Genomic DNA, 25,337 nt, shown 5'->3' with positions numbered 1-25,337 from the left:
GTTTAAAAATTTCTGAATGAAATCTCAAACAAGATTAAATGTAAAAAAAAGTGATGAGCAAATCACCACTTTTTCTTAAAAAAAGCATTTGTAAGCTACTGTATGGCATTAATTGCGGCAATCAGTTGAGCTTCGGTACCGACTGTTGTTTCGGATAAATTAAATTCATAAACCGCATTGGCAGAAATTGTCACTCCTTTTATTGCATAACGCCAGTTACCATTATCTTCAGTAGCAAAAATGATGTGGCATGCTAATCCGATTGGAATTTGTCCATAATGCTCGCTAAATAATCCTTGAGCAGTAAAGGTGTCCAGTTTAGCAAGAGCATTTGTGCCTTCTCCATCATAAGAAAGATAAACAGCACTGTTTGTATTATTGTATCCATCTGGTACATCTACCAAAAGAGTTGTTTTTGGTCTTGGATCGCTGTAAAAACGGTCTACGTTTGTCCATCCAAAGTTTCCAAAAGTGACATAATAATTGTTTCCTTCGCCTTGTACGCCACCTTTTCCACCATTTCCATCAGCATTTGCTTTTGCTTCTCTCCAGGCCAATTCGCCATCTTCATCAATAACTCCAGTCCATAAAGTCATTAAATTATCAAGACCATTTGTCAATGCCGTCGGAACAATCATGTTCATACTGCATGAAGTTTGTAATTCGACTCCCCCCTGAGTTGCTTTGATGAAGAATTCTCCTCCAGAAATCAAAAGATTTTTCTTTCCGTCTGCTGTAAGTCCCATAGTTGGTTTATTGGTTACCAGCATATTTCCTTTGTCAAAAAGTTCAATGTATTCTATATCGACTTGTCCAGTTACCGGATTTCCATTTTTGGTTAGACAGTCTCCGTTAATGGAAAGCTTTACACCCTTTGCCGAAGTTAAAGTGACAACACCATTTCCTGCGGTCATGGTAAAATTTTGCGTGTTTCTTTTTACTCCTTTTTCGCTAATGCTTTTAAATGCTGCCGAAGTTGGTGGAGAAAGTTTAATATCGTCTCCGTCAGTATTGTCACAACTTGCAAACATTGTCATAGCTAGTATTAAAAGTCCGATTTTTTTAAAATTTGTTTTCATAATTTCTAGTTTTTTATAAATCTGTTCTGAAATTTTTTCAGAGGATTTTCAGATTTGGTTAATTAATTTTTAGTTAAATCAATTCGGGTTTGATTTTGTTACCCTTCTTTTCTAAAAATATTTTTAAGAGGCTTGTATATCGCTATATCAAGGGAGTAGAAAATTTGTTACCCCTGTTTTTTTGTTTTAAGCAGAAATACATTTGTCTTCAAATAAATTTCCGTCTTCGTCGACAGCAACTAAAATGTCTTTTTTGCGAGAGAATTTTAGAATAAGATAAATCCAGACAATTGCCCAAAAACCAAAAGTGAGGATACTGAGAAACAAATGAAATGCATGATTTATGGTCTTCTTTTCTTTAGACAAAACCACATAAGGCAGTTTCTCATTTTGTTCTGTAATTACAAAACCATTGCGTGTTTTGGCAGCGATTATTTCGTAAAACCGATCTAGGTTTTTTTCGTCTATAAATTGATAACTTTTCATTTCTTTTAATTTTTTAAAGGTTTTTAAAAGACTTTTGTTTCGTTATATACAATTGATTGTATTATTGTTACCTCTTATTTTAAAAGTTTTTAGGATTCTTTTTTTTAAATTAGCTGTAAAATGTCTTTTTATGGATCAAAATAAAATTCATCCTGATCAAAAATATATCGACGGACTTGCTGCAAACGATTCAGTGATTATCGAGATGATATATAAAAAATTTGCGCCCAAAGTCGTGCAGTTTATCACCAATAACTCCGGAGATAAAGATCAGGCGCAGGACGTAGTTCAGGAAATCATGATTCTGCTTTTTAATCAGGCGAAAGCCGGTAAACTTTTTTTGACCTGTCCTTTTGATGCTTATTTTTTCTTATTGTGCAAAAGACGATGGCTGAACGAATTGAAAAATTCTGCCAATAAAGGGGTAACAATTTATGAGAATGTAGTATCTATCAATGAATCTGCTCACGAATTGGTTGCGCAAGCCGAAGAATTTGATGAAAAACAGAAACTTTTTGAAACCATGTTTCAGAAACTAGGAGAGAAGTGCCAAGAAGTTTTGAAACTTAGTTTTTCTTTAAAATCGATGGAAGAAGTAGCCGAGAAACTCAACGTGACTTACGGTTATGTACGTAAAAAGAAATCGTTATGCGTAGGCCAACTGACACAGTGGATTCAAGAAGCGAAAAATTTTAACTCTTTAAAAAATAATTAATCATGAACGAAGAACGCTATATATTATTTGATCAATATCTTCAAGGCGAACTGACCGTTGATGAAAAACACAATTTTGAGAAACAATTGTCTGAAGATACTGAACTGGCTTCAGAATTTGAAAGTTTCAAAGAAATACATTTTCAATTGGAAAATAAATTTGGGCAAGAAGAAGAGAGAGAAATCTTTAAAGAAAACCTCACTAAAATTTCAGATAAATATTTCCATAAGAAACAAAACAAAGTGGTTTCGCTTAAACCGTGGTATTTTGCGGCGGCGGCATCTGTGATTATTATGTTCGGACTGTTTTTCTTCGATTATAAACACTATCCTAATTTTGAAGATTACAATCATCCAGAAAGCGCTTATTTTACAGAAAGAGGCGTGTCTGAAGCCATTTTAAAACAAGCAGAGAATAATTTCAACGGAAAAAGATACGAAACCGCTATTCCGATTTTTGAAATGATTTTGAAAGAGAATAATTCAGATGAAATTAAATATTTCTACGCAGTATCCTTATTACAGGTTGACAAATATGTAAAGGCAGAAACTATTTTTAAAGAATTGGAAGCAGGAAATTCTGTTTATAAGGAAAAAGCAAAATGGAATCTGGCTTTGTCTAAGCTAAAACAAGGAAAATATAAAGAATGTAAAGACATTTTACAGACTATTTCTCAGGATTATGAAGACTATGATCAAGTAGAACAGCTTTCGGAAGAATTGGACTAAAATACAATTATTAAGAAAAATTTTATCCGTTTACGGGAAACCTCAATCGAATTTGGAATTTTAGTTCTAAATTCGATTTTGTTTTTAAAGGAATTTGCCCAAAACATTTAACCTAAACCTACCCTTTTAATGAAGAAGTTTACATTGTTGCTTTTTATTGTTTTTTCTCAAAGCATTTTTAGCGCCGCTAAAATTACAGAGACCGAAAAGCTTTATGCAACCTGTAAAGTCTGGGGATTTTTAAAATATTATCATCCCAAAGTTGCTGGCGGAGAATTGAATTGGGATAATGAGCTTTTGGAGAAATTGCCTAAAATAGAAAAAGCACAAACCAAAGAAGAGTTTTCATTAATTCTTGAAAATTGGATTGATGATTTGGGGCCAGTAAAAGAAATAGCGCCAATTGCAATACCAAAAGACGTAAAGTTCTTTGATAAAAATTTTGATTTAAGTTGGATTAACAGCGACAAACTGTTTTCAAAAAAGCTTTCAAAGAAATTAAAATTTATTGAAGAAAATAGATTTCAAAGTAATGAAGAATTTGGGCCAAGTTTTGACGGTTTTAAAAATTTAAAAAACTATTTTAATCTTGATTACACTAATAAAAATTCAAAGCTTTTAATGCTTTATGCGTATTGGAATGTGGTAGAATATTATTATCCATACAAATATGTAATGGATCAGAAATGGGATAAAACTTTAAACGAGTTATTGCCTTCTGTTGTTGAGTCCAAAACACCAGAAGATTTTTATAAAGTATTGAGAAAAGCAGCGGCAAAACTCAATGATACTCATGTTGAGTTTCACATTTATCCGTCTTCTGCAACAGCAAAAAAGAGTTTTTATTATTTTCCTGCAACAGGTAAAGTAATAGATGAAAAATTAGTAATTACCGAGATTTTAGGAGATAGTCTTGCAGAGGTCGATAATATTAAAATTGGAACTGTAATTACTAAAATAAACGATAAGAGCATTAAAGAAATTATTGAAGAGAAAAGAGATGTTGTTTCTGCTTCAAACGACGTTGCTTTTCTAGATAAAGTTCTGCGCACAATTTTAATGAGCGAATCTGAAAAGGTAAACGTAGAATTCTTAAAAGATGGAAAATACGAAACAAAGTCAATGACTTGGTTTAACTATCACGATTCGCATCGAAATGAGTTTAAAAAAGGAGCTCAGATAAAGAAAGATAAATTTAAACTTTTGGAGAATAATATTGGTTACGTAAACATGGGAGTTATTAAACCCAAAAATGTTCCAGATATGGTTGAAGCTTTAAAAAATACAAAAGCAATTGTTTTTGATATGAGAAATTATCCGCAAGGTACTTATGCAGAAATTTCGAATTTTTTAAATGCTAAACAAGAGAAATTTGTGATTTATACTTATCCCTATTTAAACTATCCAGGCAAGTACTTTTGGACGGATGGAAGAAATGCAGGGTTTGACAATAAAGAAAATTATAAAGGGAAAGTGATTGTATTATTGGATGAGAATTCTATAAGCCAGTCAGAATGGACGGCGATGTGTTTTCAAACAGCTGGAAATACTACAATTATTGGAAGTCAGACCGCTGGAGCAGACGGAAATGTTTTTGAATTTGATTTTAGTGGTTATCACACTAATTTTTCTGGTATTGGAGTTTATTACCCAGACAGAAGAGAAACCCAACGTGTAGGAATTGTACCTGATATTGAAATAAAACCAACAATTTTAGGCATTCAACAAGGCAAAGATGAGGTTTTGGAACGCGCTTTGCTATATATAGAAACAGGAAAATAACTCCAATTATCGTTCTGAAGAACGAGGGATCGCACTAGCTGATCGAGAGAAAAAATGGGGGTTTTCTCCTCGAAGCTTCTTGTGAGATCCTTCGTTCCTCAGCATGATAAAAAATTGGTTATTATTATTCAGACCTTTGTAAAAGTTTAAGCTTTGACAAAGGTTTTTCTTTTTAATCAAATACAGAAAATCCATTTTTATCAGCGTTTTCACAAAGTGAATCCGTTTCATCCGTGTACCAATCGTGCGGAATTGCTATTCTTTTAATATTGTCGTAATTTTGCTACTTTAAAATTATAGACTTGAATTCAACACCCATTATTACCGATACCCATACGCATTTGTATTCTGAAGAATTTGATCAGGATCGTGACGAAATGATTCAGCGCGCTATTGATGCCGGAATTACCCGTTTTTTTATTCCTGCAATCGATGCTGCCGCGACTCAATCTATGTACGATTTGGAGAAAAATTATCCTGAAAATATATTCTTAATGATGGGTTTACATCCCACTTACGTGAAAGATAATTATCTGGAAGAATTGGCGCATGTTGAAAACGAACTGGCCAAAAGAAAATTCTATGCAGTTGGCGAAATCGGAATCGATTTATATTGGGATAAAACGCATTTAAAAGAACAGCAAATTGCGTTTAAAAGACAAATTCAGCTTGCAAAACAATACAAATTGCCAATCGTAATTCATTGCAGAGAAGCATTTGATGAAATCTTTGAAGTCTTAGAAGAAGAAAAATCTGAAGATTTATTTGGGATTTTTCATTGTTTTTCCGGAACTTTAGAACAAGCAGAGCGTGCAATTTCTTACAATATGAAATTAGGAATTGGCGGTGTTGTTACTTTCAAGAACGGAAAAATAGACCAGTTTTTAAATCAAATCGATTTAAAACACATCGTTTTAGAAACAGATTCGCCGTATTTAGCCCCGATTCCTTACAGAGGGAAAAGAAATGAAAGCAGCTATTTAGTCAATGTTATTGCCAAATTAAGCGATGTTTATAGTGTTTCTGCCGAAGAAATTGCAACAATTACAACTCAAAATTCAAAGGACGTTTTTGGTATTTAACTTAAGCCTTACAAAACTTTAATTTTTTTTTTGTTCTTTTGCCCACTTAAACCCAAATAAATAATGCAGAGATTTGATGCCATTCGACCGTTTTATGATTCCGAAATAAATGAAGCACTTCATGGTGTGGTAAATCATCCTATGATGAAAACCATGATGAACTTTACTTTTCCGGACGTGGAAGATGAGGTTTGGAAGGAACAATTAAAGAAAACACATTCTATTCGTGATTTTCAATGCAACTTTATTTACAATACAATCCAGAAAGTTTTAGAAAAAAGCTCTGAAGGTCTTACAACTTCAGGTTTTGAAAAACTGGAACCCAATACTTCTTATCTGTTTATCTCAAACCATAGAGATATTCTTTTAGATACAACCTTATTGAATGTTTGTTTGTTCGAACATGGTTTGGTAATGACGGCTTCGGCAATTGGAGATAATTTAGTGAAGAAAGCTTTCTTGGCAACTTTAGCAAAATTAAATAGAAACTTTTTGGTTTTAAGAGGATTAACGCCTCGAGAAATGCTGCAAAGTTCTAAATTATTGTCTGAATACATAGGACAATTATTGCTTCGCGAAAATCGTTCGGTTTGGATTGCACAAAGAGAAGGAAGAACAAAAGACGGAAATGACGAAACCAATCCAGGAGTTTTAAAAATGATTGGAATGGGTTCTGACGAAGAAAATTTAATGGATTATTTCAAGAAATTAAAGATTGTTCCAGTTTCTATTTCTTATGAATACGATCCGACTGATGTTTTGAAAATGCCTCAATTAATGGCAGAAGCAAACAACGAAGTTTACGTAAAAGACAAAAATGAAGATTTCATGACCATTATAAGCGGTATCATGGGAACTAAAAAAAGAATACATATTTCTGTTGGCGATGTTCTAGATACAGAAATCGATCAGATTGTGGCTGAGAATGACAACGCAAACAAACAGGTTCAGGCTTTGGCACAAACTATTGATGATGTTATTTTGAAAAACTACCAATTATGGCCAACAAACTTTATTGCTTACGATATTTTAAACGAAACAGACAAGTTTGCTCACAAGTATAAAGAAAGCGAAAAACAGCTTTTTGAGCGTCGTTTAGAAATGAGAATCGGAAGCGATAATCCTGTGACAAGACAAGGATTTTTGGCTATGTATGCTAATCCTGTTGTCAATAAATTGAAATACCAAGATGTCATCTAAAGCAAGAATACTATTAGTTTATACCGGAGGAACCATCGGTATGAGCAAAGATTTTGAAACTGGAGCGCTGAAAGCCTTCAATTTTGGTAAATTAATTCAGAAAATTCCAGAAATTAAACAATTGGACTGTGAAATCGAATCGATTTCATTTGAAGATCCAATTGATTCTTCGAATATGAATCCCGAAATGTGGACAAGAATTGCCACTATTATCGAGGAAAATTACAACGCTTACGACGGATTTGTTGTCCTTCACGGATCAGATACTATGTCGTATTCGGCTTCGGCATTGAGTTTTATGCTGGAGAATTTGGCTAAACCAGTTGTGTTTACAGGTTCGCAATTGCCAATTGGAGATTTGCGTACCGATGCAAAAGAAAACCTGATTACAGCAATTCAGATTGCTTCACTTTTAGAAGATGGAAAGCCAGTTATTAATGAGGTTTGTCTGTATTTTGAATACAAGTTATACCGCGGAAACCGAACTTCTAAAGTAAATGCAGAACATTTTAGGGCTTTTACAGCGCCAAACTATCCTGAATTGGTAGAATCTGGTGTTCATTTAAAACTAAACAGACATTTATTTCTTCCTGTAAATAAAGATGCAAAACTGATCGTTCATAAGAATTTGGACAATCATGTTGCCATCATCAAAATGTTTCCTGGAATGAGCGAAGTAGTTCTAGCTTCAATCCTTTCTACTAAAGGATTGCGAGGAATTATTCTAGAAACTTACGGCTCAGGAAATGCTCCAACAGAGGATTGGTTTTTAAATCTAATAGAAAAAGCCATTAAATCTGGAATGCATATCGTAAACGTAACCCAATGTTCTGGAGGAAGTGTCAATATGGGACAATACGAAACGAGTACTGCTTTAAAATCGCTAGGAGTTATTTCTGGAAAAGACATTACAACAGAAGCCGCAATTACAAAATTAATGTATTTGTTAGGGCATAATATTCCGCAAAATGAATTTAAAGATATTTTTGAGACTGCACTTCGTGGCGAGATATCTCTTTAAATAAAAATTCCAATATTTTTAAATCCCAAATTCTAAAATCTAAAGTTGGAATTTGGGATTTTTATATTAAAAATTTTATTAAAAATTTCGCTTAACCGCGCAGTTTGTCATCCTGACGAAGGAAGGATCACATAAGAAACTCGGCAACGTTAAGATAGCGAAACCCGACAGGTTTTAAAACCTGTCGGTTTGTTTTTAATGGATTAAACGTTCAGTTTGTCATTTCGACGAAGGAGAAATCTTCGCGAGAAGCTCGATAAAGATTGGTTTATTTGCATGCGGAATTACTACTGTGATCCTTCCTTCGTCAGGATGACAAGACTGTGGGAAATTGGAATTTAGTTTTTAGAATTTTGATATGGAACCGGGCAAGTTTCCAAGTCTTCTTCAGTTGCTTTATGTTTTTTATAATAAACGTAAACAATAACAGAAAGAATACAAATAATTCCCTGAATGGCAACGGTAGTTCTTACGCCAAGCGAATGAGAAACATAACCGATAATTAAACTTCCAACAGGAATCATTCCCTGATATGCCATCATATAATAACTGATACTTCTAGAACGCATGCTAACAATACTATGAGTCTGAATATAAATGTTGATCGATGAGGTTTGTCCCATCATTCCGATTCCGCTTAAAGTCATACAGATCAATGCAATTGTAATACTACTTGAAACTGCTAGAATAATAATACTGAAACCTAACAATAAACTGGCAGCAATCATTAGTTTTCCCATATTTTCAGACGATTTTAAATTGGCCAAATAAATTGCTGATATAACAGAACCAATTCCGGCCGCACTCTCAAACCAGCTGAAAGTTTCGGCATTTCCGCTAAAAATATCTTTGGCGAAAACGGGCATCAAAGTATTAAAAGAAATTACAAACAAACTGCTGCAAGTCAGCATCAAAAGCATTCTTGCCATTTCGCTTTCTTTTTTCACATAATCAAGTCCTTCTATAAGATCGTCTAGCATATTCAATTTGTTTTCGGCTTTAATATGTGGTGTGATTTTCATCATCATTAGCGAAATCAAGACAGGCACGTAACTAATAAAGTTCCCGATAAAACAAATGTCTTCTCCATATTGGTGCAGAATAATTCCCGCAAGCGCAGGTCCAGCGATTCTTGCAAAATTGTTTAAAGTGGAGTTAAGCGCCACAGCATTTGGAAGATCTTCTTTATTATCGACAATATCAATCATCATGGTCTGACGGCAAGTCATATCAAAAGCATTAATAATTCCTTGAATTAAACTCAAAGCTAGAATAAAATTGATATTATAAATTTTAAGATAAATAAGCAAAGCCAAAGCTCCGGCTTGAAGCATCGCCAAAGATTGCAAAACCATCATAGCACGGTGTCTGTCATAACGTCCAATAATACTTCCTGCAAGAGGTGCCAGAAATAAAGACGGAATCATGCTTAAAAAAGTCGCTAATCCCAGTAGAAAAACAGATCCAGTTATGCTATAAACCATCCAGCTTACGGCAGTTTTCTGCATCCAGGTTCCAATTACTGAAACAGATTGTCCATAAAAGAACAACTTGAAATTTTTTGATTTTAACGCTTTAAACATAGTCCTAAATATTTAATACAAAGGTCGGGATTATGATTTCATTAGAAAAATTAATAATTTTACTGATAATAAGTAGTAAAACTTATCAATATGGAAATCTATCAACTGCAATATTTTATTAAAACTGCTGAGGTTTTGCATTTTACCAAAGCGGCAGAATTGTGTTTTGTAACGCAATCGGGGCTTTCGCAGCAAATAAAGAAACTTGAAGAAGAATTGGGAATGCCATTGTTTAAGCGAATTGGTAAGAAAGTGCAATTGACAGAAGCTGGAGCTGTTTTCTTGATTCATGCCAAAAAAGTGGTCGAAAACGTAGAAAACGGAAAGCAGGCGATTGAAGATTTAAACGAAATGATTGGCGGAGAGCTCAGAATTGGTGTAACCTATATTTTTGGATTATTGATTCTGCCTGTTGTAAACGCCTTCGCCAAACGATATCTGAATTTAAGAATAGTCGTAGAATACGGCACAACAGAAGCTTTAGAACAAAAACTGATTAATAATGAATTGGATTTGGTTTTGGTAATTTCATCGCATGAGATTGGACCTCCAATTCAGAAAGTGCCTTTGTTTACTTCGAACATGGTTATGGCGGTTTCAAAATCGAACTCTTTAGCTGAATTAGAAAAAATACCGTTTAAGAGATTAGATGAAGTGCCATTAATTCTTCCAGGAAAAGGTTCTAATTCAAGAGAATATGTTGAATTGCTGTTTGCAAAACACAATATGAATCCGAAAATTTCGATCGAGTTAAATTCGATTCATGCGCTATTGCAAATGGTAGAAAACAGTGATTGGGCAACGATTGTAGCAGAAAAAGCATTGAAAGGTTGGGAGCATAGCCTTAAAGCCATTCAGATTACAGGCGTAGTAACCAAACGAGATTCGTTTATGCTGACAATTGGCAGTTATCAAAAGAAAGCGGTAAAATTGTTTATGGAAGAATTTAGAAAAAGTATAAACGAATCTTAATTTTACTTTTTAAACTCGATTTTTTTTGTGTTATTTGCAGACCAAAATAGAAAGGTGTCCGAGTGGTTTAAGGAGCTAGCCTGGAAAGCTAGTATATGGGTAACTGTATCGAGGGTTCGAATCCCTTCCTTTCTGCGAGTTTTTAACTAAAAATAATACCAAACCTCGAAATGTATATTTCGAGGTTTTTTTATTAACTTTCTATAATGTGTTAAATCTATTAAGTTGTAATTATTAAGCTTGGAGGAGTATAAATGATTTTATTAAAAAAGAATGGCAAAAGGAAAAAGTATTAATGTTGAAGGAACTCAAATTACTATCTTATCAAAAAAAGGAGGAGAAGAATATATTTCTTTAACCGATATGGCACGTAGTCAATTACAAGAAGTTGTAATTATAAAATGGCTGAGCCTTAAAAGCACAATTGAATATCTTGGAGAATGGGAAGCATTGTACAATCCAGATTTTAATTATACCGAATTCGGTATAATTAAAAATGAAGCAGGTACTAATAATTTTGTGCTTTCGGTAAAACATTGGATAGAAAGTACAGGTGCAATAGGACTTACTGCAACTGCTGGGCGATATGGAGGGACTTACGGACACAAAGACATAGCTTTTCATTTTGGGATGTGGATTAGTCCTAGGTTTCAACTATTGTTAGTAAAAGAATTTCAAAGACTTAAAGAAGAAGAAAATGAAAGACTAAATCTAACATGGAATTTACAGCGAACTTTAGCAAAAGTAAATTATAAGATACATACTGATGCTATAAAAGAGAATTTGATCCCTCAATTGCTTACTAAAGAAAAAATAAATTTTATATATGCAGATGAAGCAGACTTGTTAAATGTAGCATTGTTTGGAAAAACAGCAAAACAATGGCGTATTGAGAACCCAAATAGCACAGGCAATATAAGGGATGAAGCAACAATTGAACAACTGGTTGTACTTAGTAACATTGAAAGTATTAATGCTGTTTTAATAAATAAAGGGATGATACAAAGTCAACGTCTAGAACAATTGAATGCTATTGCTATAACACAAATAAAATCATTATTAGGTAATATAAACCTAGACAAGTTAAAATAATGTATTGTAAAAGCTTTTATTTCTTATTCAACAACTTCTCCAAATACTCATTTTTATCCTTTTCAGCCTGTACCAAACGTTCATAAAGTTCAACAACTTTGTCTAAAGGATTAAAAGTGCAATCATTATAATGTTTATTAAAAGCTGCATTATCATAAATATTATTAAAGTAATTAATTACAGCTTCTTCCGAAAAGTTTTTAATGGCTTCAACAGTCATTCCAAGCACTTTTGCCACTTCTTTCAATTTGTCTTCGTCTATGGTTTCACTATTTTCCATGGTAGAAACACTTTGTTGACTCATTCCTAAAGCTTGTGCCAAAGCTTCTTGTTTCATGTCTTTCAGCTCGCGAATTCGGCTGATCTTGCGTCCTATATGACTTGGTTTTGTTGTTGTGCTCATAAATCAAAGATATTTAAAATCTTAAATAAAAATAATATTTTGGTAAAAAACAGGTTCTTTTTGTAAGATACAGCTTTCAATATATATGCAAAAATACAGTTTTTCAGACAATTAATTATACACTAAAGCTTAATCTCAAACAAACTAAAAGAACCTTCTTTATAATGTTCTGGTAATTCGTTGGTCCATTCAATGGTGCTTATTCCTTTGTATTCGAAACCACAGCTGGTATAATATTTATTTATTCTTTCGTTACCGCTGTGCGTATCAAGTCTAATGTATTCTTTATTATTTTCTTTAGCATATTGCTTAACCCAATCAATAATTTTTTTGACATAAGATTGTCCTCTAAACTTCGGGTTTGTAGCAATACGATGTAAATAAACTGCAGGATCTTTACTGGCTTCTTTCCAGATAATTAAATCATCAAAAGTAAGTACAAATGTACAGGCGACTTCGTTTCCTTCTTTGATTATAAAATGACGATTTTCGGCAATTTCTTTTTCTATTAATGCTCTTTCAAAACCTCTCCAACTTTTGTTGTTTACTGTTTTTTGATATGATGTCGCTTGATTGTAAATATCGAAAACAGTATCGATATCTTCGTTTGTAGTTTTAAAAAATTCCATTATTAAGCTTTATTCTGTCGATTAATGAATCTTCAAAGGTAAATCTTTCAATAGCTTTAGAGAGGAGAAATGTTTAATTTATGCTTTTTTTATCAGAGTTCAACCAAACAACATTTTGTTCCGATTCGTGATTTTGACCAATAATAGCTCTATATAATTCTGGTCTTCTAGCTTTTATATAACGACTTCCTCCTGCAAGATTACATTTTTCGGGAGTAATTAGTGCCGTTGCAAAAGAATCGTCAAAAGTGCGGCATTCTGCTAGAATATCTCCAAAAGGATCAATAATCATAGAACAGCCGTTTTTTAATTGATCGTCGTCCATGCCAATTGGGTTCGAAAAAATGGCATAAATGGCATTGTCGTAAGCTCTTGCAGGAAGCCATTTCATTAACCAGTCACGACCTTTCATTCCGTCAAACTCTAATCGTAACGAAGTTGGATCGGCTTCGCGATTTTCCCAAAGCTGAGGTGCCACAAAACCAGCGCCAGGTCGGGTAGAAGGTGTGCACATCGTTACGTGAGGCATAAATATAATATCGGCACTTAGAAGCTTTGTTGCGCGTACGTTTTCGATAATATTATTGTCGTAACAAATTAAAATACCGCATTTCCAGCCTTCAATTTCAAAAATACAATAACGATCTCCAGGTGTTAAATACGGGTTTATAAACGGATGTAATTTTCGATATTTAGCAACTAAACCATTTTTATCCACGCAGACATAGGCTTTGAAGAGATTATCGTTTTCGTCTTTTTCAAAAAGTCCGGCCAATATTACGATGTTATTGTTTTTGGCAATTTCGATTAATTTTAGAATGCTTTCTCCACTCGGAATCAATTCTGCCAAATCTAACATTTGGTCTTTCGATAAGTTTCTTGCAAATGTATATCCGGTTATAGAACATTCATGAAAAGAAATTACATCGCACCCTTCATGAGAAGCTTTTTGAGAAAGTTTTTCAATTACAGATAGATTATATTTTTTGTCTCCGCTTTTGTTTTCAAATTGTGCAGTAGCAATTTTTAGATTTTTCATATAGTAAGCTATTAATTATTAGATCAAAAATAGCTTTATCAATATGTCGTGAATTGTACAAAACCGACATTTTAGAATGTTGAAGCAGGAAATCTTTTGATAAGATTATTGGCTAATTTTCCTGTGTTATAAACATATTCTGTTGGAGTAATTCCGGTATGTTTTTTAAACTCTTTTATTAAATGAGATTGATCTGAAAATCCAGCGTCGTAACAAATTCCAGTTAGATTGATGTCGTCGGGTTTGTTTTTCAATAGTTTCAAAAAATAATGCAGTCGTACAACGTTGCCAAATTTCTTAGGATTAAGACCAATACATTCTTTGAATTTTCTTTCGAGGTGTCTTTCGGTATAGCCCGTGTATTCTACCAATTGTTTTATAGAAAAAAGACCTTTCTTGTCAATTATAAAATTTAAAGAGTGATTCACTATTAACTGATTTGAAGAAGGTTTTGAAGCAATTGCTGATCTGAAAAATTGATTTAACAGCTCAACACGAGTCTGATTGTTTTCTTCTGATAATTGTTCTTGCAGCTCAATAATCTTTTGGTCAAACACATCTTCTACCGGAATAATAGAATCGTGAAATTCGCTGGCAGGAATTCCTAATAATTGATGTATTCCGTTGGGTTGAAATACGACAATGATTAGAGTTATTTCATTTTCAGAATAAAGATCTTTAAAGCCATTAAGTTGTCCGTATAAAAATGAAACAGGCAAATAATCTTTTATTTGCTGTTTGTTAATTCCAGAAATAAGCTTGCTTTTTACAGAAAATACAAGACCAGTATTACCATCAGAAAACAAACGAAATTTTTGAATTGCAGTTTCTGCATTATCTAAAAATAGATAATGTTTGATATAAGGTGATAATTCTTTTGGTGGAGAAACTTGCATGATTCCAGTTCATATTTATTCATAAATGAAATTGTCATTTATTGTGGCGCCTTGGTTTTGTAAATCTAATAAAACTTCTTCTATTCTATGCTGTACATCGTCGCCAGTTTGTATTAATTCTTTTAGAAGAACTATTTCATAACCGCTTTTCAGTCCGTCCAGCGCCGTTTGTTTTATGCAGTATTCTGCCAGAAAACCACATAAAACAAGTCGGCGGATTTTATTTTCTTTTAAGAATTTTTTAAATTCCTGAGACGAAAAACTGCTGTGCTGTGTTTTTGAAATTAAGATTGAAGAATCATCAAAGTTGAGATCAATTTCATGGCCTTTTGTTCCTTCAATGCACATTGAAATTCCGTTGCCAAATTGGTCTTTTTGATAATTAGAAAAAATAATCACAAATCTCTTAGTATCAATTTGTTTTATTAGACTGTTAATCTTGTTTTTGACTTTTATTATCTGCTTGATGGGATGTTTTTTTGCATACACACCTTCTGGATCAGTAAAGTCTTTTTGAGGATCTATAATTACCAGTAATTCTTCAGATGTTAATTGCATAATGTCGTTTTTAATTTTAAGTTTAAATCATCAAGAATTAACTTCGTGCAAAATTAGACATATTTTTCGATTATATTTTTTCTGATTCCTTGTAGATGTTTCTCTCCATAGTGATGTGAAGTCTTTCGAACATTTCAGAAATATTGAACCCTTCTTTTTTATAATGAGCTTGTACAGCTTCTTTTGCATTTTTCAAAACAGTTTCATTTTCCCAAACTGCAATTGTGATGTAAATTAAATTGCCATTTTCGTCAGTGCGTTCGTAAGCATTGTCATTTACAAATCCGTTTAAATGTTTTATGAAGTTTCGGTTGATTCGTACTCGTTCTAAAAATTCTTGCTTTGATTTCTCGGGAACGATAAATTTATCAATAAAAATTTGCTGCATGGTTTCGGATTTTTTAGATTCAATTTGTGAATTAATTGTGGCTGATTGAGCATTTGCTTTATAGGCGAGCAATGTCAAAAAGACAATTCCGATTAAAAGATTTGTTTTCATAATTTCTGTTTTTATTGATGTAAAATTCAGAATTGTGAAAACCAAATCATTGTAAAAAATCATTGATTTACCAAAAAGAAGGAAATCTGAAAAACTCAGTTGGTGTTTGTCCTGTGAACAATTTGAAGTCTTTATTGAAGTGAGGCTGGTCAAAATAACCTGCGTCAAAAGCTAGATCTGTGAGATTTTGATTTTGTTGTTTAAGATTGATAATAGATTTTATGCGAATCACATAACAGAATTGTTTTGGAGAAGAACCAATTGTTTTTCTGAATCTTTTTTCAAATGCGTCTTGGCTGATATAGAGTGAGTCGGCAAGTTCTTTTATTTTAACGATACCTTTTTTAGATTGTATAATAGTAATGGCAGCAGAGATTAAATCGTCGGGTTTGTAATTGTGAAGTCTTGACAGAAGAAACTGTTCGATAACAGCTATCCTTTGATTATTGGTTTTTGCTTCGGCTAAAAGTTCTTCGATAACTGCTATTTTTTGCTGTGGAATGAAGTTGTCCAATGATACACTTTCTTCAAATAATTCATGAAGAGGTTCTTTAAAAAAAGCTTTAGCACCAGCTTCTTTAAACTGAACGACAAGAGTTGTGGTTTCTTTTTCGTAATTAATTAAACGAACCGATCTGCGAATACCCGAAATTGTAGAAATTGGCAATTTGTCGGATTGATTTTCTTTAATATAACTGACAGTACCTTTACATCGAAAGGCAATTGCTAGAGAAGTGCTGGGCAAAACCCTATTTATCAATTCGTCTTCGCTTTCAATAATTCTGTAAGTCTTAATAAAAGGCTTTAATTGCACTGTTGGAATAAAATCGATAATTTTCATTTGATATTGTTTTCAACAGATTGAATTTCAAAGGTATGAAAAATAAAATTCCAATAACTCAGCTGTTTTTGAAACAGTTTAAGTTATTGGAATTTTTTAAAGAACTTATTTTGTTTATTAAACCATTTCAGTTTTCATCACAATTTCTTCTTCAATAGCGTTCCAAAGTCCGATACGTTTTTCTAAAGCAAGAATTGAAACTTCTTCAACTTCTTTCCATTTTTGAGCATCTTCCTCACATAATTCAGTAATCATGGTCATTGCCATTGGTCCGTGTTCATCGGCATCTAGTTCGATATGTCTTTCAAAATAATATAACAGTTTTGCTAAATCGCTCTCTGGCAGATTTTTTTGAAAGTTCTTTAAGATTTCCGTAAACATACTCGGAATCAAATCTTCTCTTCCAAAAGTAAATGCAGCGGCAATTTCGTGTGGTTTTCCTTCTTCAATAACTCTAAATGTAAAATCTAAAAAGGCTTTTACATTTGGATGTAAATTACTTTGCTTGATAGCAACAAATATATTGTGAAGAGAATTTACTTCTGATAAGAAGTTTAAAACTCCTGTTGTATCTGCACCGCAGGCTTCCATAGCTTCAAGATACATTTCGTAGTGACTTTGTCTTCTTCCGTCAATACTTAAATCTGTTTCTTCTGCAAGAACAATTTCATTAATTAAATATCTAGTTTCTGGATTTTTTGTAGCAAACCAAGGCGTTGTTGTACAGGTAAGTTTGGCTTGTAAAGCTTTTAATAATGACATAAAATCCCAAACAGCAAAAACGTGAGTTTCAAGAAAACTGTGCAGGTCGTCTATATTTTGAATCTTATTGTATAAAGAATGATTTAATAGTTGGTCTTTTTGTGGTTGTATGCTTTTGTTTATCGTTTCGATATTCATTTTTGAAAAAATTTTGATGCAAAGATAAAAAGCTTCTTCGTGAAGAAGAAGCTTTTTAGATTGATTTTGTATATATTTTAATAATTATCAATTATTTAAATGCTGGAATTCCGGTTACATCCATTCCAGTTATCAATAAATGTATGTCGTGAGTTCCTTCATAAGTAATAACACTTTCAAGGTTCATCATATGACGCATAATTGAGTACTCGCCTGTGATTCCCATACCTCCAAGCATTTGTCTGGCCTCGCGTGCAATAGTAATGGCCATATTTACATTATTACGTTTTGCCATAGAAATCTGTGCAGTAGTTGCTCTACCTTCATTTCTTAAAACTCCTAAACGCCAAGTTAATAATTGTGCTTTTGTGATTTCGGTAATCATTTCAGCCAGTTTTTTCTGCTGTAACTGTGTTCCTCCAATTGGTTTTCCAAACTGAATTCTTTCTTTTGAATATCTTAAAGCGGTATCATAACAATCCATTGCAGCACCAATTGCTCCCCATGCAATTCCATAACGAGCAGAATCTAAACAGCCAAGCGGGGCACCTAAACCAGATTTGTTTGGTAAAAGGTTTTCTTTAGGAACTTTTACATTGTCAAAAATTAATTCTCCTGTTGCAGATGCACGAAGTGACCATTTATTATGCGTTTCTGGAGTTGTAAAACCTTCCATGCCACGTTCTACGATTAAACCGTGAATTCGGCCTTCTTCATTTTTAGCCCAAACAATAGCGATATCAGCAAATGGAGCATTCGAAATCCACATTTTAGCACCATTTAAAAGATAATGATCGCCCATATCTTTAAAATTGGTAATCATACTTCCAGGATCAGACCCATGATCTGGTTCGGTTAAACCAAAACATCCTATATATTCTCCCGTAGCAAGTTTTGGAAGGTATTTCATTCTTTGTTCTTCGTTTCCATATTTCCAAATCGGATACATTACCAAAGAAGATTGGACAGATGAGGTAGATCTTACACCAGAATCGCCCCTTTCTATTTCCTGCATAATTAAACCATAAGAAATTTGGTCTAATCCCGCACCGCCATATTCTACAGGAATATAAGGTCCGAAACCGCCAATTTCGCCTAGACCTTTAATAATTTGTTTAGGAAATTCTGCTTTTTGAGCATATTCTTCAATAATAGGAGAAACTTCTTTTTTAACCCAAGCACGAGCAGATTCGCGAACCAATTTATGTTCGTCTGATAATAAATCGTCTAGGTTAAAATAATCTGGAGATTGAAATAGGTCTGGTTTCATGTTTTTTAATTTTTAGCAAAGCAAATTTACATAATAAAAATATAACAAATACCGGTTAAATTGTTGTATTATTTTACGGTAAAAATAAAATTAATAGGAATTTGGCAAATTAATTGTAGTTTATTGATAATTTATAGACTATTTTTGAATACCAAAAACTAACTTAATGAGGCTGATCATCTCTTTATTTTTTTTACTATTAATATTTTCCAGTGGGACTGCTCAAATCAAAGAGGAGTTCACGGAACAAAGGTACTTAGAATTACAGGATAAAATTCGTTTCAGCATGAATGGTAACTTCGACCAGGGTCTTGAGTATGCAGAAGAATTAAAGAAATCCAACAACAATGAACACGTAGCATTTGCCTATGGTGCAGGATCATATCTTTATCAATTAAAAAATAATAGAGCTAAAAGTGATGAATGGTTTACCAAGGCATTAGCTTATTATAATAAACTGCCAGAATCTGTTCAAAAAATAAATCTTAGAGCCTACCTATATAATTATAAAGGATTGATAGAATGGAAGAGACGAAACTTTAGTAATGCTCTTACTAATTATCAGGAAGGAATTAAACTCTCTATCAAAACTAATGATGTTATCCAGATTGTAAAGTTTAAAAGTAACATCGCCTTGGTTAATGAAGCTGTGGGTAATTATGAACTTGCCGTTAAAAATCTTAGACAAAACAGTGATTTTTTAGATAAGAACGAAAATCTTTATGATAAAGACCAATTTCAGAATAGTAGAAGTAACATTTATACCAATCTAGGGAATGTCTACGAAGGTTATTATATGAAGAATCGAAGTAAAGCCTTTTTACTTGATTCGGCCGAATACTTTTACAAAAGGGCGATAACCTATTCTCAAAACTATATGGATAATAAAATGACGGCTACTTTAAGTCTAGGAAATATCTATTTGTTGAAAAAAGATTTTAAAAATGCCGAAAGGTCTTATTTTGATATTGCAATGTATGCGAAACAAAATAATGACGAGGACTATTATAAGACTGCAAATTATAATTTGGGAGATCTTTATTATGCTCAAAAGAAATACGATAAAGCCCTGATATTCCTGAAAAAAGTTGATTCGCTTTATCTTAAGGAAAAGAAAATAGATGTGAGCTATTTTCAATCCAATTATGTCCAGGCCAAAATTTATAATATTCTAAACGAGCCTGAATTGGCTTTTAAGCATTCTAAAATTTATTTAGATTCTTATGAAAAATATGAGGGGCAACTGAGGGAAGAAGCTTTAGAAGTTAATTATAAATTGGGTACTGCAAATCTGAGTGATGAGATGTTGAGCATTCAAGAGAAATATAAATATGAAGTTTTATGGAATAAAGCCCTAAAAGTCTTCTATGTTATTTTGGTTGTTGGGATTGTATTTTTCTTGATTAAAAATATTAGAGATAAGAATAGAGCGCAGAAAAAAATGAACGCTTTAATTGAAGAGTTTAAAGCTAATCTTGAGAAAAAAGAATCTGAAAAAGCAGCATTAGAGAAAAACATAGTTTTGGAAGAGTCTATAGAACTAGAAGATACACAGCTTAAAAAAGAAAATGCAAATCTTAGTATTGATGAGGCTAAAGAAAATAAAATCGTAGAAAAATTATTGGCGCTAGAAGAGAAACTAGAATATCTAAATGCAGATTTTACGCTTTCGTATGTTGCCAAAAAAATTAAAACCAATACAACTTATTTATCCTATGTTGTCAATAAAAGATTTGGAAAATCTTTTGGAGAATATTCAAATGAGTTAAAGATTAATTATGTTATTAATCAGATGATTACAAATCATTTGTATCGTAAATATTCGACTCAGGCAATTGCAGAAAGTGTTGGTTTTAAAAATGCCGTTTCATTTGCAAAATCGTTTCGCAAAAGAACTGGAGTGTCTCCAGCTCAATTTGCGAACAATATTTAAGCTTGAATTATTAACCATTTCCTCCACCATTGGTTTTTATAGGATAGCTTACAACAGGCGGGTCAATAGAGTCGTTTTCACCTCCTCTAATAATTCTTTGAGTTTTTTTGTCTATTTTTTCTAGTTCAAAATCTTTGAATGTCAATATTTTAGTTTTCATGGGTTAAATTTTTTTAGTTGTTTTTTATACTACATATTTGAAAATAAGATCAGCCGTTTCCTCCACCATTAGTTTTTATAGGATAGCTTACAACAGGCGGGTCAATAGAGTCGTTTTCACCTCCTCTAATAATTCTTTGAGTTTTTTTGTCTATTTTTTCTAGTTCAAAATCTTTGAATGTCAATATTTTAGTTTTCATGGTTTAAATTTTTTAGTTGTTTTTTATACTACATATTTGAAAATAAGATCAGCCGTTTCCTCCACCATTAGTTTTTATAGGATAGCTTACAATAGGAGGATCAACAGTGTCGCTACCGCCTCCTCGAATAATTCGTTGTGTTTTTGTATCTATTTTTTCTAATTCGAAATCTTTGAATGTCAATATTTTAGTTTTCATGTCTTAATTTTTAGTTGTTTTTTATAATTGAAATCTGTAAATGCAAATCAGCCGTTTCCTCCGCCATTAGTTTTTATAGGATAACTTACAACAGGCGGGTCAATCGATTCGTTTTCACCTCCTCTAATAATTCTTTGAGTTTTTTTGTCTATTTTTTCTAGTTCAAAATCTTTGAATGTCAGTATTTTAGTTTTCATGTCTTGAATTTTGTAGTTTTTTATACTATGATATTATATATTAAGAATCAGCCGTTTCCTCCGCCATTGGTTTTTATAGGATAGCTTACAACAGGCGGATCAATAGGTTCGTCATCACCTCCTCTAATAATTCTTTGAGTTTTCCTGTCTATTTTTTCTGTTTCGAAATCTTTGAATGTCAATATTTTATTTTTCATGTCTTTTTTTTGGATTACTTTTTTTGGAATTTTTGCTATTTTAAGATGTCTATCAGCCGTTTCCTCCACCATTAGTTTTTATAGGATAGCTTACAATAGGAGGGTCTGTAGAATCGTTGCCACCTCCTCTAATAATTTTTTGAGTTTTCTTGTCTATTTTTTCTACTTCGAAATCTGCTAATGTGAATATTTTATTCTTCATGTTTTTGAATATTTAGTTTATTATTTTGTACTATTAATCTGTCATATTTGTTTTTTTGCAGTTTTGTCAAATGCGACAAAAGAGCGCTAAAAAATTTGGTTTATGCTAAATTTTTTTTGGGTTTTATAGGTCAAAAGCAATAAAAAATCTAGTTTTATTTGCGAGATAAAACTTTCAAATTAAGGTATTGCTTTTTGCTTTTTAGGGGAGTTTTTCGCTTCCGATTTGAGGCTTTTTTTTACTATTAAAGTCGTTTTTTTGAACCTCCTTTTTATGATTTTTTTTCTTGAAATCTGTATGTTTTTTTTGCCCTTATTTTCATGTTTTATGATGTTTAGATTATTACTTATCCAAAACTAGATAAAAAGCAAAACCGTTAATCGAAAATAGGCTTTCTGAGCTTTTTGTTGAAAAATTAACTATATAACTATCTGGTAATTAGATTGTTGTGTGTGGTACTATACTTGGTATAATTTATAAATTGTATGTGGTATAATTAATAAAATGTATGTGTTCATGTGATTTTTATCAATAAAAACCCCAATCTTTGCAGTGTAATTATGATTTAAAAACAATCAAAAACGATGTTAAAACTGGTCCAAAAATTTCTACAAATCAATCGATACTCAGACATCAAAAATGAGTTCAAGGACCTGTTTTTGTCTCATCCAAATTATCCGAGTTTGTTTGCCATTACAGACTCGTTTGATTTGCTTTCGGTAGAGAATGCAGCCGTAAGAGTTTCGAAAGAGCAGATCGAAGATTTGCCGTCAAATTTTTTGGCGTATTTTAAAGATGAGTTGATACTGGTTGAAAAAATTAAAAGTGGGGTTAGAATTACAACCACAAAAAAAGGAAGCCAGAAATTATCTTATGATAAATTCCTTTTAGACTGGAACGGTGTAATTGTTGCCATTGAACCAAACAACGTAGTAGCAAGAGATAATTTAAAATTCGAATACAATTGGCTTAAATATTTTCTGCCTTTTGTACTTGTAGCAGGGTTGTCTTTTTACTATAATGGTTTTGACTGGTTTAGTACCACATTCTTGGTAACATCAGTTCTTGGTTTAATTGTGAGCATATTTATTGTTCAAGAAAAATGGGGAGTTAAAAACACTGTAATTTCAAAATTCTGTAATTTAAGTTCTAATTCTTCTTGTCACTCAGTAATAAGTTTCAACGATGATATTGCAAACAGATGGTTAAGTTTCTCAGATTTGCCATTACTTTTCTTTAGTGCAAGCATTATCGCAATATTAGTACAGCCTTTAAGCTCTGCTATTTTTGTTGGGCTTTTAAGTCTGTTGGCTATTCCAATAATAGTTTGTTCGATCTGGATTCAAAAATTTGAGATTCAAAAATGGTGTATAATGTGTTTAGCAATATCATTTTTAATATTGGCTCAAAGCATTATTTGGTTTTCGTCAGATCTTTTTACATTGAGTTTTAGTTTTAATGAAATTTTTCCTTACGTATTCTCTTTATTGCTTTTAATGCCAATTTGGGCGACAGTTAAAGTGATGATTAGAAAAATGCTTGATAACGAAAACTCTCTTAAAGAGCTTAAGAAATTTAAAAGAAATTACTCTCTATTGAACTTCTTGTCTAAAAAAGTAAAATATACAAAAGGGTTTGAAGATTTGCGAGGTTTGACATTTGGTAATAAAAATGCAGGAGTTAGACTTTCTGTAATTCTTAGTCCAAGTTGCGGGCATTGTTACAAAACTTTTCAAGAAGCTTTTGATTTGGTACTGAAGTTTCCAGACAAAATATATTTGAATGTTCTTTTTAATATTAACCCAGAAAACAACGATAATCCTTACAAAGCAGTTGTTGAAAGACTTTTAACTATTAATAGAACAACACCTGGAAAAACGGTAGAAGCGATTTCAGATTGGTACATTAAAAGAATGTTGCACAAGAAATGGCTTAAGAAATGGAATGTTGATTCTGTAAGTATGATGATAAATCAGGAAATTCAGAAACAATATGATTGGTGCTCTATGAACAATTTTAATTATACACCTATTAAAATTGTAAACGAAAGGCTATTTCCAAATGAATATGAATTGAATGAGTTGAAATATTTCTTAAATGATTATGTAGACGAAGTTCAAGTTTTAGAGAAAATAGCTTAAGATACAGAAGCTTCAACTGTTGAAATAGAAGAGAATAACCCCCGATTAAAAAAACCTGCAGTTATGTTAAAGAACATTTTGAAGTTGAAAAGTGCAGTAGAATTGACTGCGAATGAGCTGAAAACAATAAACGGAGATCATGCTCCTATTTGTGAAGATGGATTTAAAGCTAAAAGATGTACAGAATTTGGAACAGTACCAGCTTACTGGAACTGCATACCAAATCGTTATGTTGGAAGCTGTTAAAGAAGATTTTTTTAAGTATCAAGTTATTTAAGATTTGAGGCTTAAACCAAAAAACGTAAATAGCCAGTTATGTTAGAAAAGATTTTAAAAAGTAAAGAAACAAGAAAGCTGACAAAAAAGGAACAGAAAAATATTTTGGGAAATGAGTATCTACAAGAGATCAATTGCCATGATAATGCTGTCGAGAAATACACTGCTTGCTAATTTATAATAGTATATAGCAATATAAAAAACACTATTGTTATATAAAAAGGTAATTAATTATGCTAAAGAAGATTTTAAAGCTAGAAGGTGCTCATTACATAAATAAAAATGAACAGAAAACCATGAAAGGAGGAATTCCGGAATGTTGGGTTTATGCTTTAGAAGCTGGATGTTTTTTAATACCGTTAGGCGAAACTTGTCCGTTAAATACATCATCGGGCATATGTGATACAAGCCGTCTTTGTTGTTAAGTTGAAAATTATTAAATTATTATAATAATGTAAAATAAAGCCTTTTTAAAATTTAGTCATGTTTTTTTTAATTCGTAGGCGCTCAATCGTGGAACATTGAGCAAATTATCCCAACATTGATGATTGGTGTCGGGATTCTCAGGATAATTGGCCACCTGATTAGTTTTATTTGGTTAGGGCTAATCAAGTGCCATATTCCTAGAGGAAAACTAAAATACGAGTACTTATCGTATTTAAAGTACTAGAGAAGTGAATTTACTTCTCTTTATTTAAAAGAGCAAATAGTTTATCTATAGAGACAGACAGAAACTTCAAATGTCTTAAAAGGAGTGTAGTGCAAACAAGCTAAAAAGCAGAGAAAGCATGTTAAAGAAAATTCTAAAATTAGAAGGAGCTCAAGAGCTAACTAGAGATCAACAAAGATTAATTAAAGGCGGAATTGCTTGCGGTGCTGGACACCCTCCATGTAAAAGTGGTTTTCACTGCGTTATTCCAGATGGCGGTGAGGGATATTGTAAAAGTAATTAATTGTAATAGTATTTAGGATATAAAAATATCAAAAAAAGCTTTGTTGTTAAAACAAAGCTTTTTTTGATAAAAATAGTTCTGCATAAATATTTTTTTAAGAATTTTT

30 protein-coding genes and 1 tRNA gene are annotated in these 25,337 nt (G+C 32.4%); 13 read left to right on the top strand and 18 right to left on the bottom strand.

What is annotated here, in order from left to right; genetic code table 11:
* Nucleotides 1-95 precede the first annotated feature (95 nt).
* The gene (locus tag LPB248_RS09990) at nt 96-1,079 is read right to left on the bottom strand and encodes a hypothetical protein (RefSeq protein WP_177211302.1); all 984 of its coding nucleotides are present in this window, start codon (nt 1,077-1,079) and stop codon (nt 96-98) included.
* 186 nt (nt 1,080-1,265) lie between these two features.
* Entirely contained in the window at nt 1,266-1,565 is a 300-nt protein-coding gene (locus LPB248_RS09985) for a hypothetical protein (protein WP_177211301.1), read from the bottom strand.
* 130 nt (nt 1,566-1,695) lie between these two features.
* On the opposite strand from LPB248_RS09985, the gene LPB248_RS09980 reads away from it, so the two are divergent.
* The 6 genes from LPB248_RS09980 to LPB248_RS09955 all read left to right on the top strand — a co-directional run bounded on the left by LPB248_RS09980 (nt 1,696) and on the right by LPB248_RS09955 (nt 8,093).
* Nucleotides 1,696-2,280, top strand: a complete 585-nt coding sequence (locus LPB248_RS09980) for an RNA polymerase sigma factor (RefSeq protein ID WP_177211300.1) — start codon at nt 1,696-1,698, stop codon at nt 2,278-2,280.
* A gap of 2 nt (nt 2,281-2,282) precedes the next feature.
* Nucleotides 2,283-3,008 (top strand): tetratricopeptide repeat protein, encoded by a 726-nt coding sequence (locus LPB248_RS09975; protein ID WP_177211299.1) that lies wholly within the window; start codon nt 2,283-2,285, stop codon nt 3,006-3,008.
* A 129-nt stretch (nt 3,009-3,137) separates the two neighbouring features.
* Nucleotides 3,138-4,790 (top strand): S41 family peptidase, encoded by a 1,653-nt coding sequence (locus LPB248_RS09970; protein WP_177211298.1) that lies wholly within the window; start codon nt 3,138-3,140, stop codon nt 4,788-4,790.
* Between the two features lie 302 nt (nt 4,791-5,092).
* Entirely contained in the window at nt 5,093-5,872 is a 780-nt protein-coding gene (locus LPB248_RS09965) for a TatD family hydrolase (RefSeq protein WP_177211297.1), read from the top strand.
* 63 nt (nt 5,873-5,935) lie between these two features.
* A complete protein-coding gene (locus LPB248_RS09960; protein WP_177211296.1) occupies nt 5,936-7,072 on the top strand; it encodes a 1-acyl-sn-glycerol-3-phosphate acyltransferase in 1,137 nt (378 codons plus the stop codon).
* Nucleotides 7,062-8,093 (top strand): asparaginase, encoded by a 1,032-nt coding sequence (locus LPB248_RS09955; protein WP_177211295.1) that lies wholly within the window; start codon nt 7,062-7,064, stop codon nt 8,091-8,093. Before LPB248_RS09960 ends, LPB248_RS09955 begins: the two co-directional genes overlap by 11 nt.
* A 338-nt stretch (nt 8,094-8,431) precedes the next feature.
* On the opposite strand, the gene LPB248_RS09950 is transcribed toward LPB248_RS09955, so the two are convergent.
* Nucleotides 8,432-9,676, bottom strand: a complete 1,245-nt coding sequence (locus LPB248_RS09950) for an MFS transporter (protein ID WP_177211294.1) — start codon at nt 9,674-9,676, stop codon at nt 8,432-8,434.
* Nucleotides 9,677-9,766: 90 nt separating this feature from the next.
* Between LPB248_RS09950 and LPB248_RS09945 the strand changes: the two genes are divergently transcribed.
* The 3 genes from LPB248_RS09945 (at nt 9,767) to LPB248_RS09935 (ending at nt 11,740) form a co-directional block, all read left to right on the top strand.
* Nucleotides 9,767-10,648 carry a LysR substrate-binding domain-containing protein gene (locus LPB248_RS09945; protein WP_177211293.1) on the top strand — a complete coding sequence of 294 codons (882 nt, stop codon included), beginning with the start codon at nt 9,767-9,769 and terminating at the stop codon, nt 10,646-10,648.
* A gap of 48 nt (nt 10,649-10,696) precedes the next feature.
* Nucleotides 10,697-10,783: transfer RNA gene (locus tag LPB248_RS09940), tRNA-Ser, on the top strand.
* A 138-nt stretch (nt 10,784-10,921) separates the two neighbouring features.
* The gene (locus LPB248_RS09935; protein ID WP_177211292.1) at nt 10,922-11,740 is read left to right on the top strand and encodes a KilA-N domain-containing protein; all 819 of its coding nucleotides are present in this window, start codon (nt 10,922-10,924) and stop codon (nt 11,738-11,740) included.
* Between the two features lie 16 nt (nt 11,741-11,756).
* Here LPB248_RS09935 and LPB248_RS09930 read toward each other — a convergent pair whose 3' ends face one another.
* The 9 genes from LPB248_RS09930 to LPB248_RS09890 all read right to left on the bottom strand — a co-directional run bounded on the left by LPB248_RS09930 (nt 11,757) and on the right by LPB248_RS09890 (nt 18,775).
* A complete protein-coding gene (locus LPB248_RS09930; RefSeq protein WP_177211291.1) occupies nt 11,757-12,143 on the bottom strand; it encodes a helix-turn-helix domain-containing protein in 387 nt (128 codons plus the stop codon).
* Between the two features lie 122 nt (nt 12,144-12,265).
* On the bottom strand, nt 12,266-12,772 hold the full coding sequence (locus tag LPB248_RS09925) for a GNAT family N-acetyltransferase (protein ID WP_177211290.1): 507 nt from the start codon (nt 12,770-12,772) through the stop codon (nt 12,266-12,268).
* A gap of 73 nt (nt 12,773-12,845) precedes the next feature.
* Nucleotides 12,846-13,811: a nitrilase family protein gene (locus LPB248_RS09920; RefSeq protein WP_177211289.1), complete on the bottom strand. Its 966-nt coding sequence runs from the start codon at nt 13,809-13,811 to the stop codon at nt 12,846-12,848.
* Between the two features lie 71 nt (nt 13,812-13,882).
* Entirely contained in the window at nt 13,883-14,707 is an 825-nt protein-coding gene (locus tag LPB248_RS09915) for a helix-turn-helix domain-containing protein (RefSeq protein ID WP_177211288.1), read from the bottom strand.
* Between the two features lie 15 nt (nt 14,708-14,722).
* The gene (locus tag LPB248_RS09910; RefSeq protein ID WP_177211287.1) at nt 14,723-15,265 is read right to left on the bottom strand and encodes a cysteine hydrolase family protein; all 543 of its coding nucleotides are present in this window, start codon (nt 15,263-15,265) and stop codon (nt 14,723-14,725) included.
* A gap of 70 nt (nt 15,266-15,335) precedes the next feature.
* Nucleotides 15,336-15,764: a hypothetical protein gene (locus tag LPB248_RS09905; protein WP_177211286.1), complete on the bottom strand. Its 429-nt coding sequence runs from the start codon at nt 15,762-15,764 to the stop codon at nt 15,336-15,338.
* Between the two features lie 67 nt (nt 15,765-15,831).
* Nucleotides 15,832-16,605, bottom strand: coding sequence for a helix-turn-helix transcriptional regulator (locus LPB248_RS09900; protein ID WP_177211285.1), 774 nt, complete (start codon nt 16,603-16,605; stop codon nt 15,832-15,834).
* A 117-nt stretch (nt 16,606-16,722) separates the two neighbouring features.
* Complete coding sequence (locus tag LPB248_RS09895) at nt 16,723-17,505, bottom strand: DUF3050 domain-containing protein (protein WP_177211284.1); 783 nt, start codon at nt 17,503-17,505, stop codon at nt 16,723-16,725.
* Between the two features lie 91 nt (nt 17,506-17,596).
* The gene (locus LPB248_RS09890) at nt 17,597-18,775 is read right to left on the bottom strand and encodes an acyl-CoA dehydrogenase family protein (RefSeq protein WP_177211283.1); all 1,179 of its coding nucleotides are present in this window, start codon (nt 18,773-18,775) and stop codon (nt 17,597-17,599) included.
* A gap of 286 nt (nt 18,776-19,061) precedes the next feature.
* On the opposite strand from LPB248_RS09890, the gene LPB248_RS09885 reads away from it, so the two are divergent.
* On the top strand, nt 19,062-20,708 hold the full coding sequence (locus LPB248_RS09885) for an AraC family transcriptional regulator (RefSeq protein WP_255462912.1): 1,647 nt from the start codon (nt 19,062-19,064) through the stop codon (nt 20,706-20,708).
* Nucleotides 20,709-20,718: 10 nt separating this feature from the next.
* Here LPB248_RS09885 and LPB248_RS09880 read toward each other — a convergent pair whose 3' ends face one another.
* Genes LPB248_RS09880 through LPB248_RS09855 form a run of 6 tightly spaced genes read right to left on the bottom strand, consistent with a single transcriptional unit; the run spans nt 20,719 to nt 21,861 of the window.
* Nucleotides 20,719-20,868, bottom strand: a complete 150-nt coding sequence (locus LPB248_RS09880; protein ID WP_177211281.1) for a hypothetical protein — start codon at nt 20,866-20,868, stop codon at nt 20,719-20,721.
* Nucleotides 20,869-20,917: 49 nt separating this feature from the next.
* Nucleotides 20,918-21,067, bottom strand: a complete 150-nt coding sequence (locus LPB248_RS09875) for a hypothetical protein (protein ID WP_177211281.1) — start codon at nt 21,065-21,067, stop codon at nt 20,918-20,920.
* Between the two features lie 48 nt (nt 21,068-21,115).
* Nucleotides 21,116-21,265 (bottom strand): hypothetical protein, encoded by a 150-nt coding sequence (locus LPB248_RS09870; RefSeq protein ID WP_177211280.1) that lies wholly within the window; start codon nt 21,263-21,265, stop codon nt 21,116-21,118.
* A 47-nt stretch (nt 21,266-21,312) separates the two neighbouring features.
* On the bottom strand, nt 21,313-21,462 hold the full coding sequence (locus LPB248_RS09865) for a hypothetical protein (RefSeq protein ID WP_177211279.1): 150 nt from the start codon (nt 21,460-21,462) through the stop codon (nt 21,313-21,315).
* Between the two features lie 47 nt (nt 21,463-21,509).
* The gene (locus tag LPB248_RS09860; protein WP_177211278.1) at nt 21,510-21,659 is read right to left on the bottom strand and encodes a hypothetical protein; all 150 of its coding nucleotides are present in this window, start codon (nt 21,657-21,659) and stop codon (nt 21,510-21,512) included.
* 52 nt (nt 21,660-21,711) lie between these two features.
* Nucleotides 21,712-21,861: a hypothetical protein gene (locus LPB248_RS09855; RefSeq protein ID WP_177211277.1), complete on the bottom strand. Its 150-nt coding sequence runs from the start codon at nt 21,859-21,861 to the stop codon at nt 21,712-21,714.
* A 584-nt stretch (nt 21,862-22,445) separates the two neighbouring features.
* On the opposite strand from LPB248_RS09855, the gene LPB248_RS09850 reads away from it, so the two are divergent.
* From LPB248_RS09850 to LPB248_RS09840, 3 genes are all read left to right on the top strand, one after another.
* On the top strand, nt 22,446-24,002 hold the full coding sequence (locus tag LPB248_RS09850) for a vitamin K epoxide reductase family protein (RefSeq protein ID WP_177211276.1): 1,557 nt from the start codon (nt 22,446-22,448) through the stop codon (nt 24,000-24,002).
* A 63-nt stretch (nt 24,003-24,065) separates the two neighbouring features.
* The gene (locus tag LPB248_RS09845; RefSeq protein ID WP_177211275.1) at nt 24,066-24,248 is read left to right on the top strand and encodes a hypothetical protein; all 183 of its coding nucleotides are present in this window, start codon (nt 24,066-24,068) and stop codon (nt 24,246-24,248) included.
* A gap of 818 nt (nt 24,249-25,066) precedes the next feature.
* Nucleotides 25,067-25,231, top strand: coding sequence for a hypothetical protein (locus tag LPB248_RS09840; protein ID WP_177211274.1), 165 nt, complete (start codon nt 25,067-25,069; stop codon nt 25,229-25,231).
* Nucleotides 25,232-25,337: the final 106 nt, after the last annotated feature.

Source organism: Flavobacterium sp. LPB0248 (assembly GCF_013388355.1).
Lineage (GTDB): Bacteria > Bacteroidota > Bacteroidia > Flavobacteriales > Flavobacteriaceae > Flavobacterium.
This window is presented reverse-complemented; position numbering and strand designations above follow the sequence as displayed.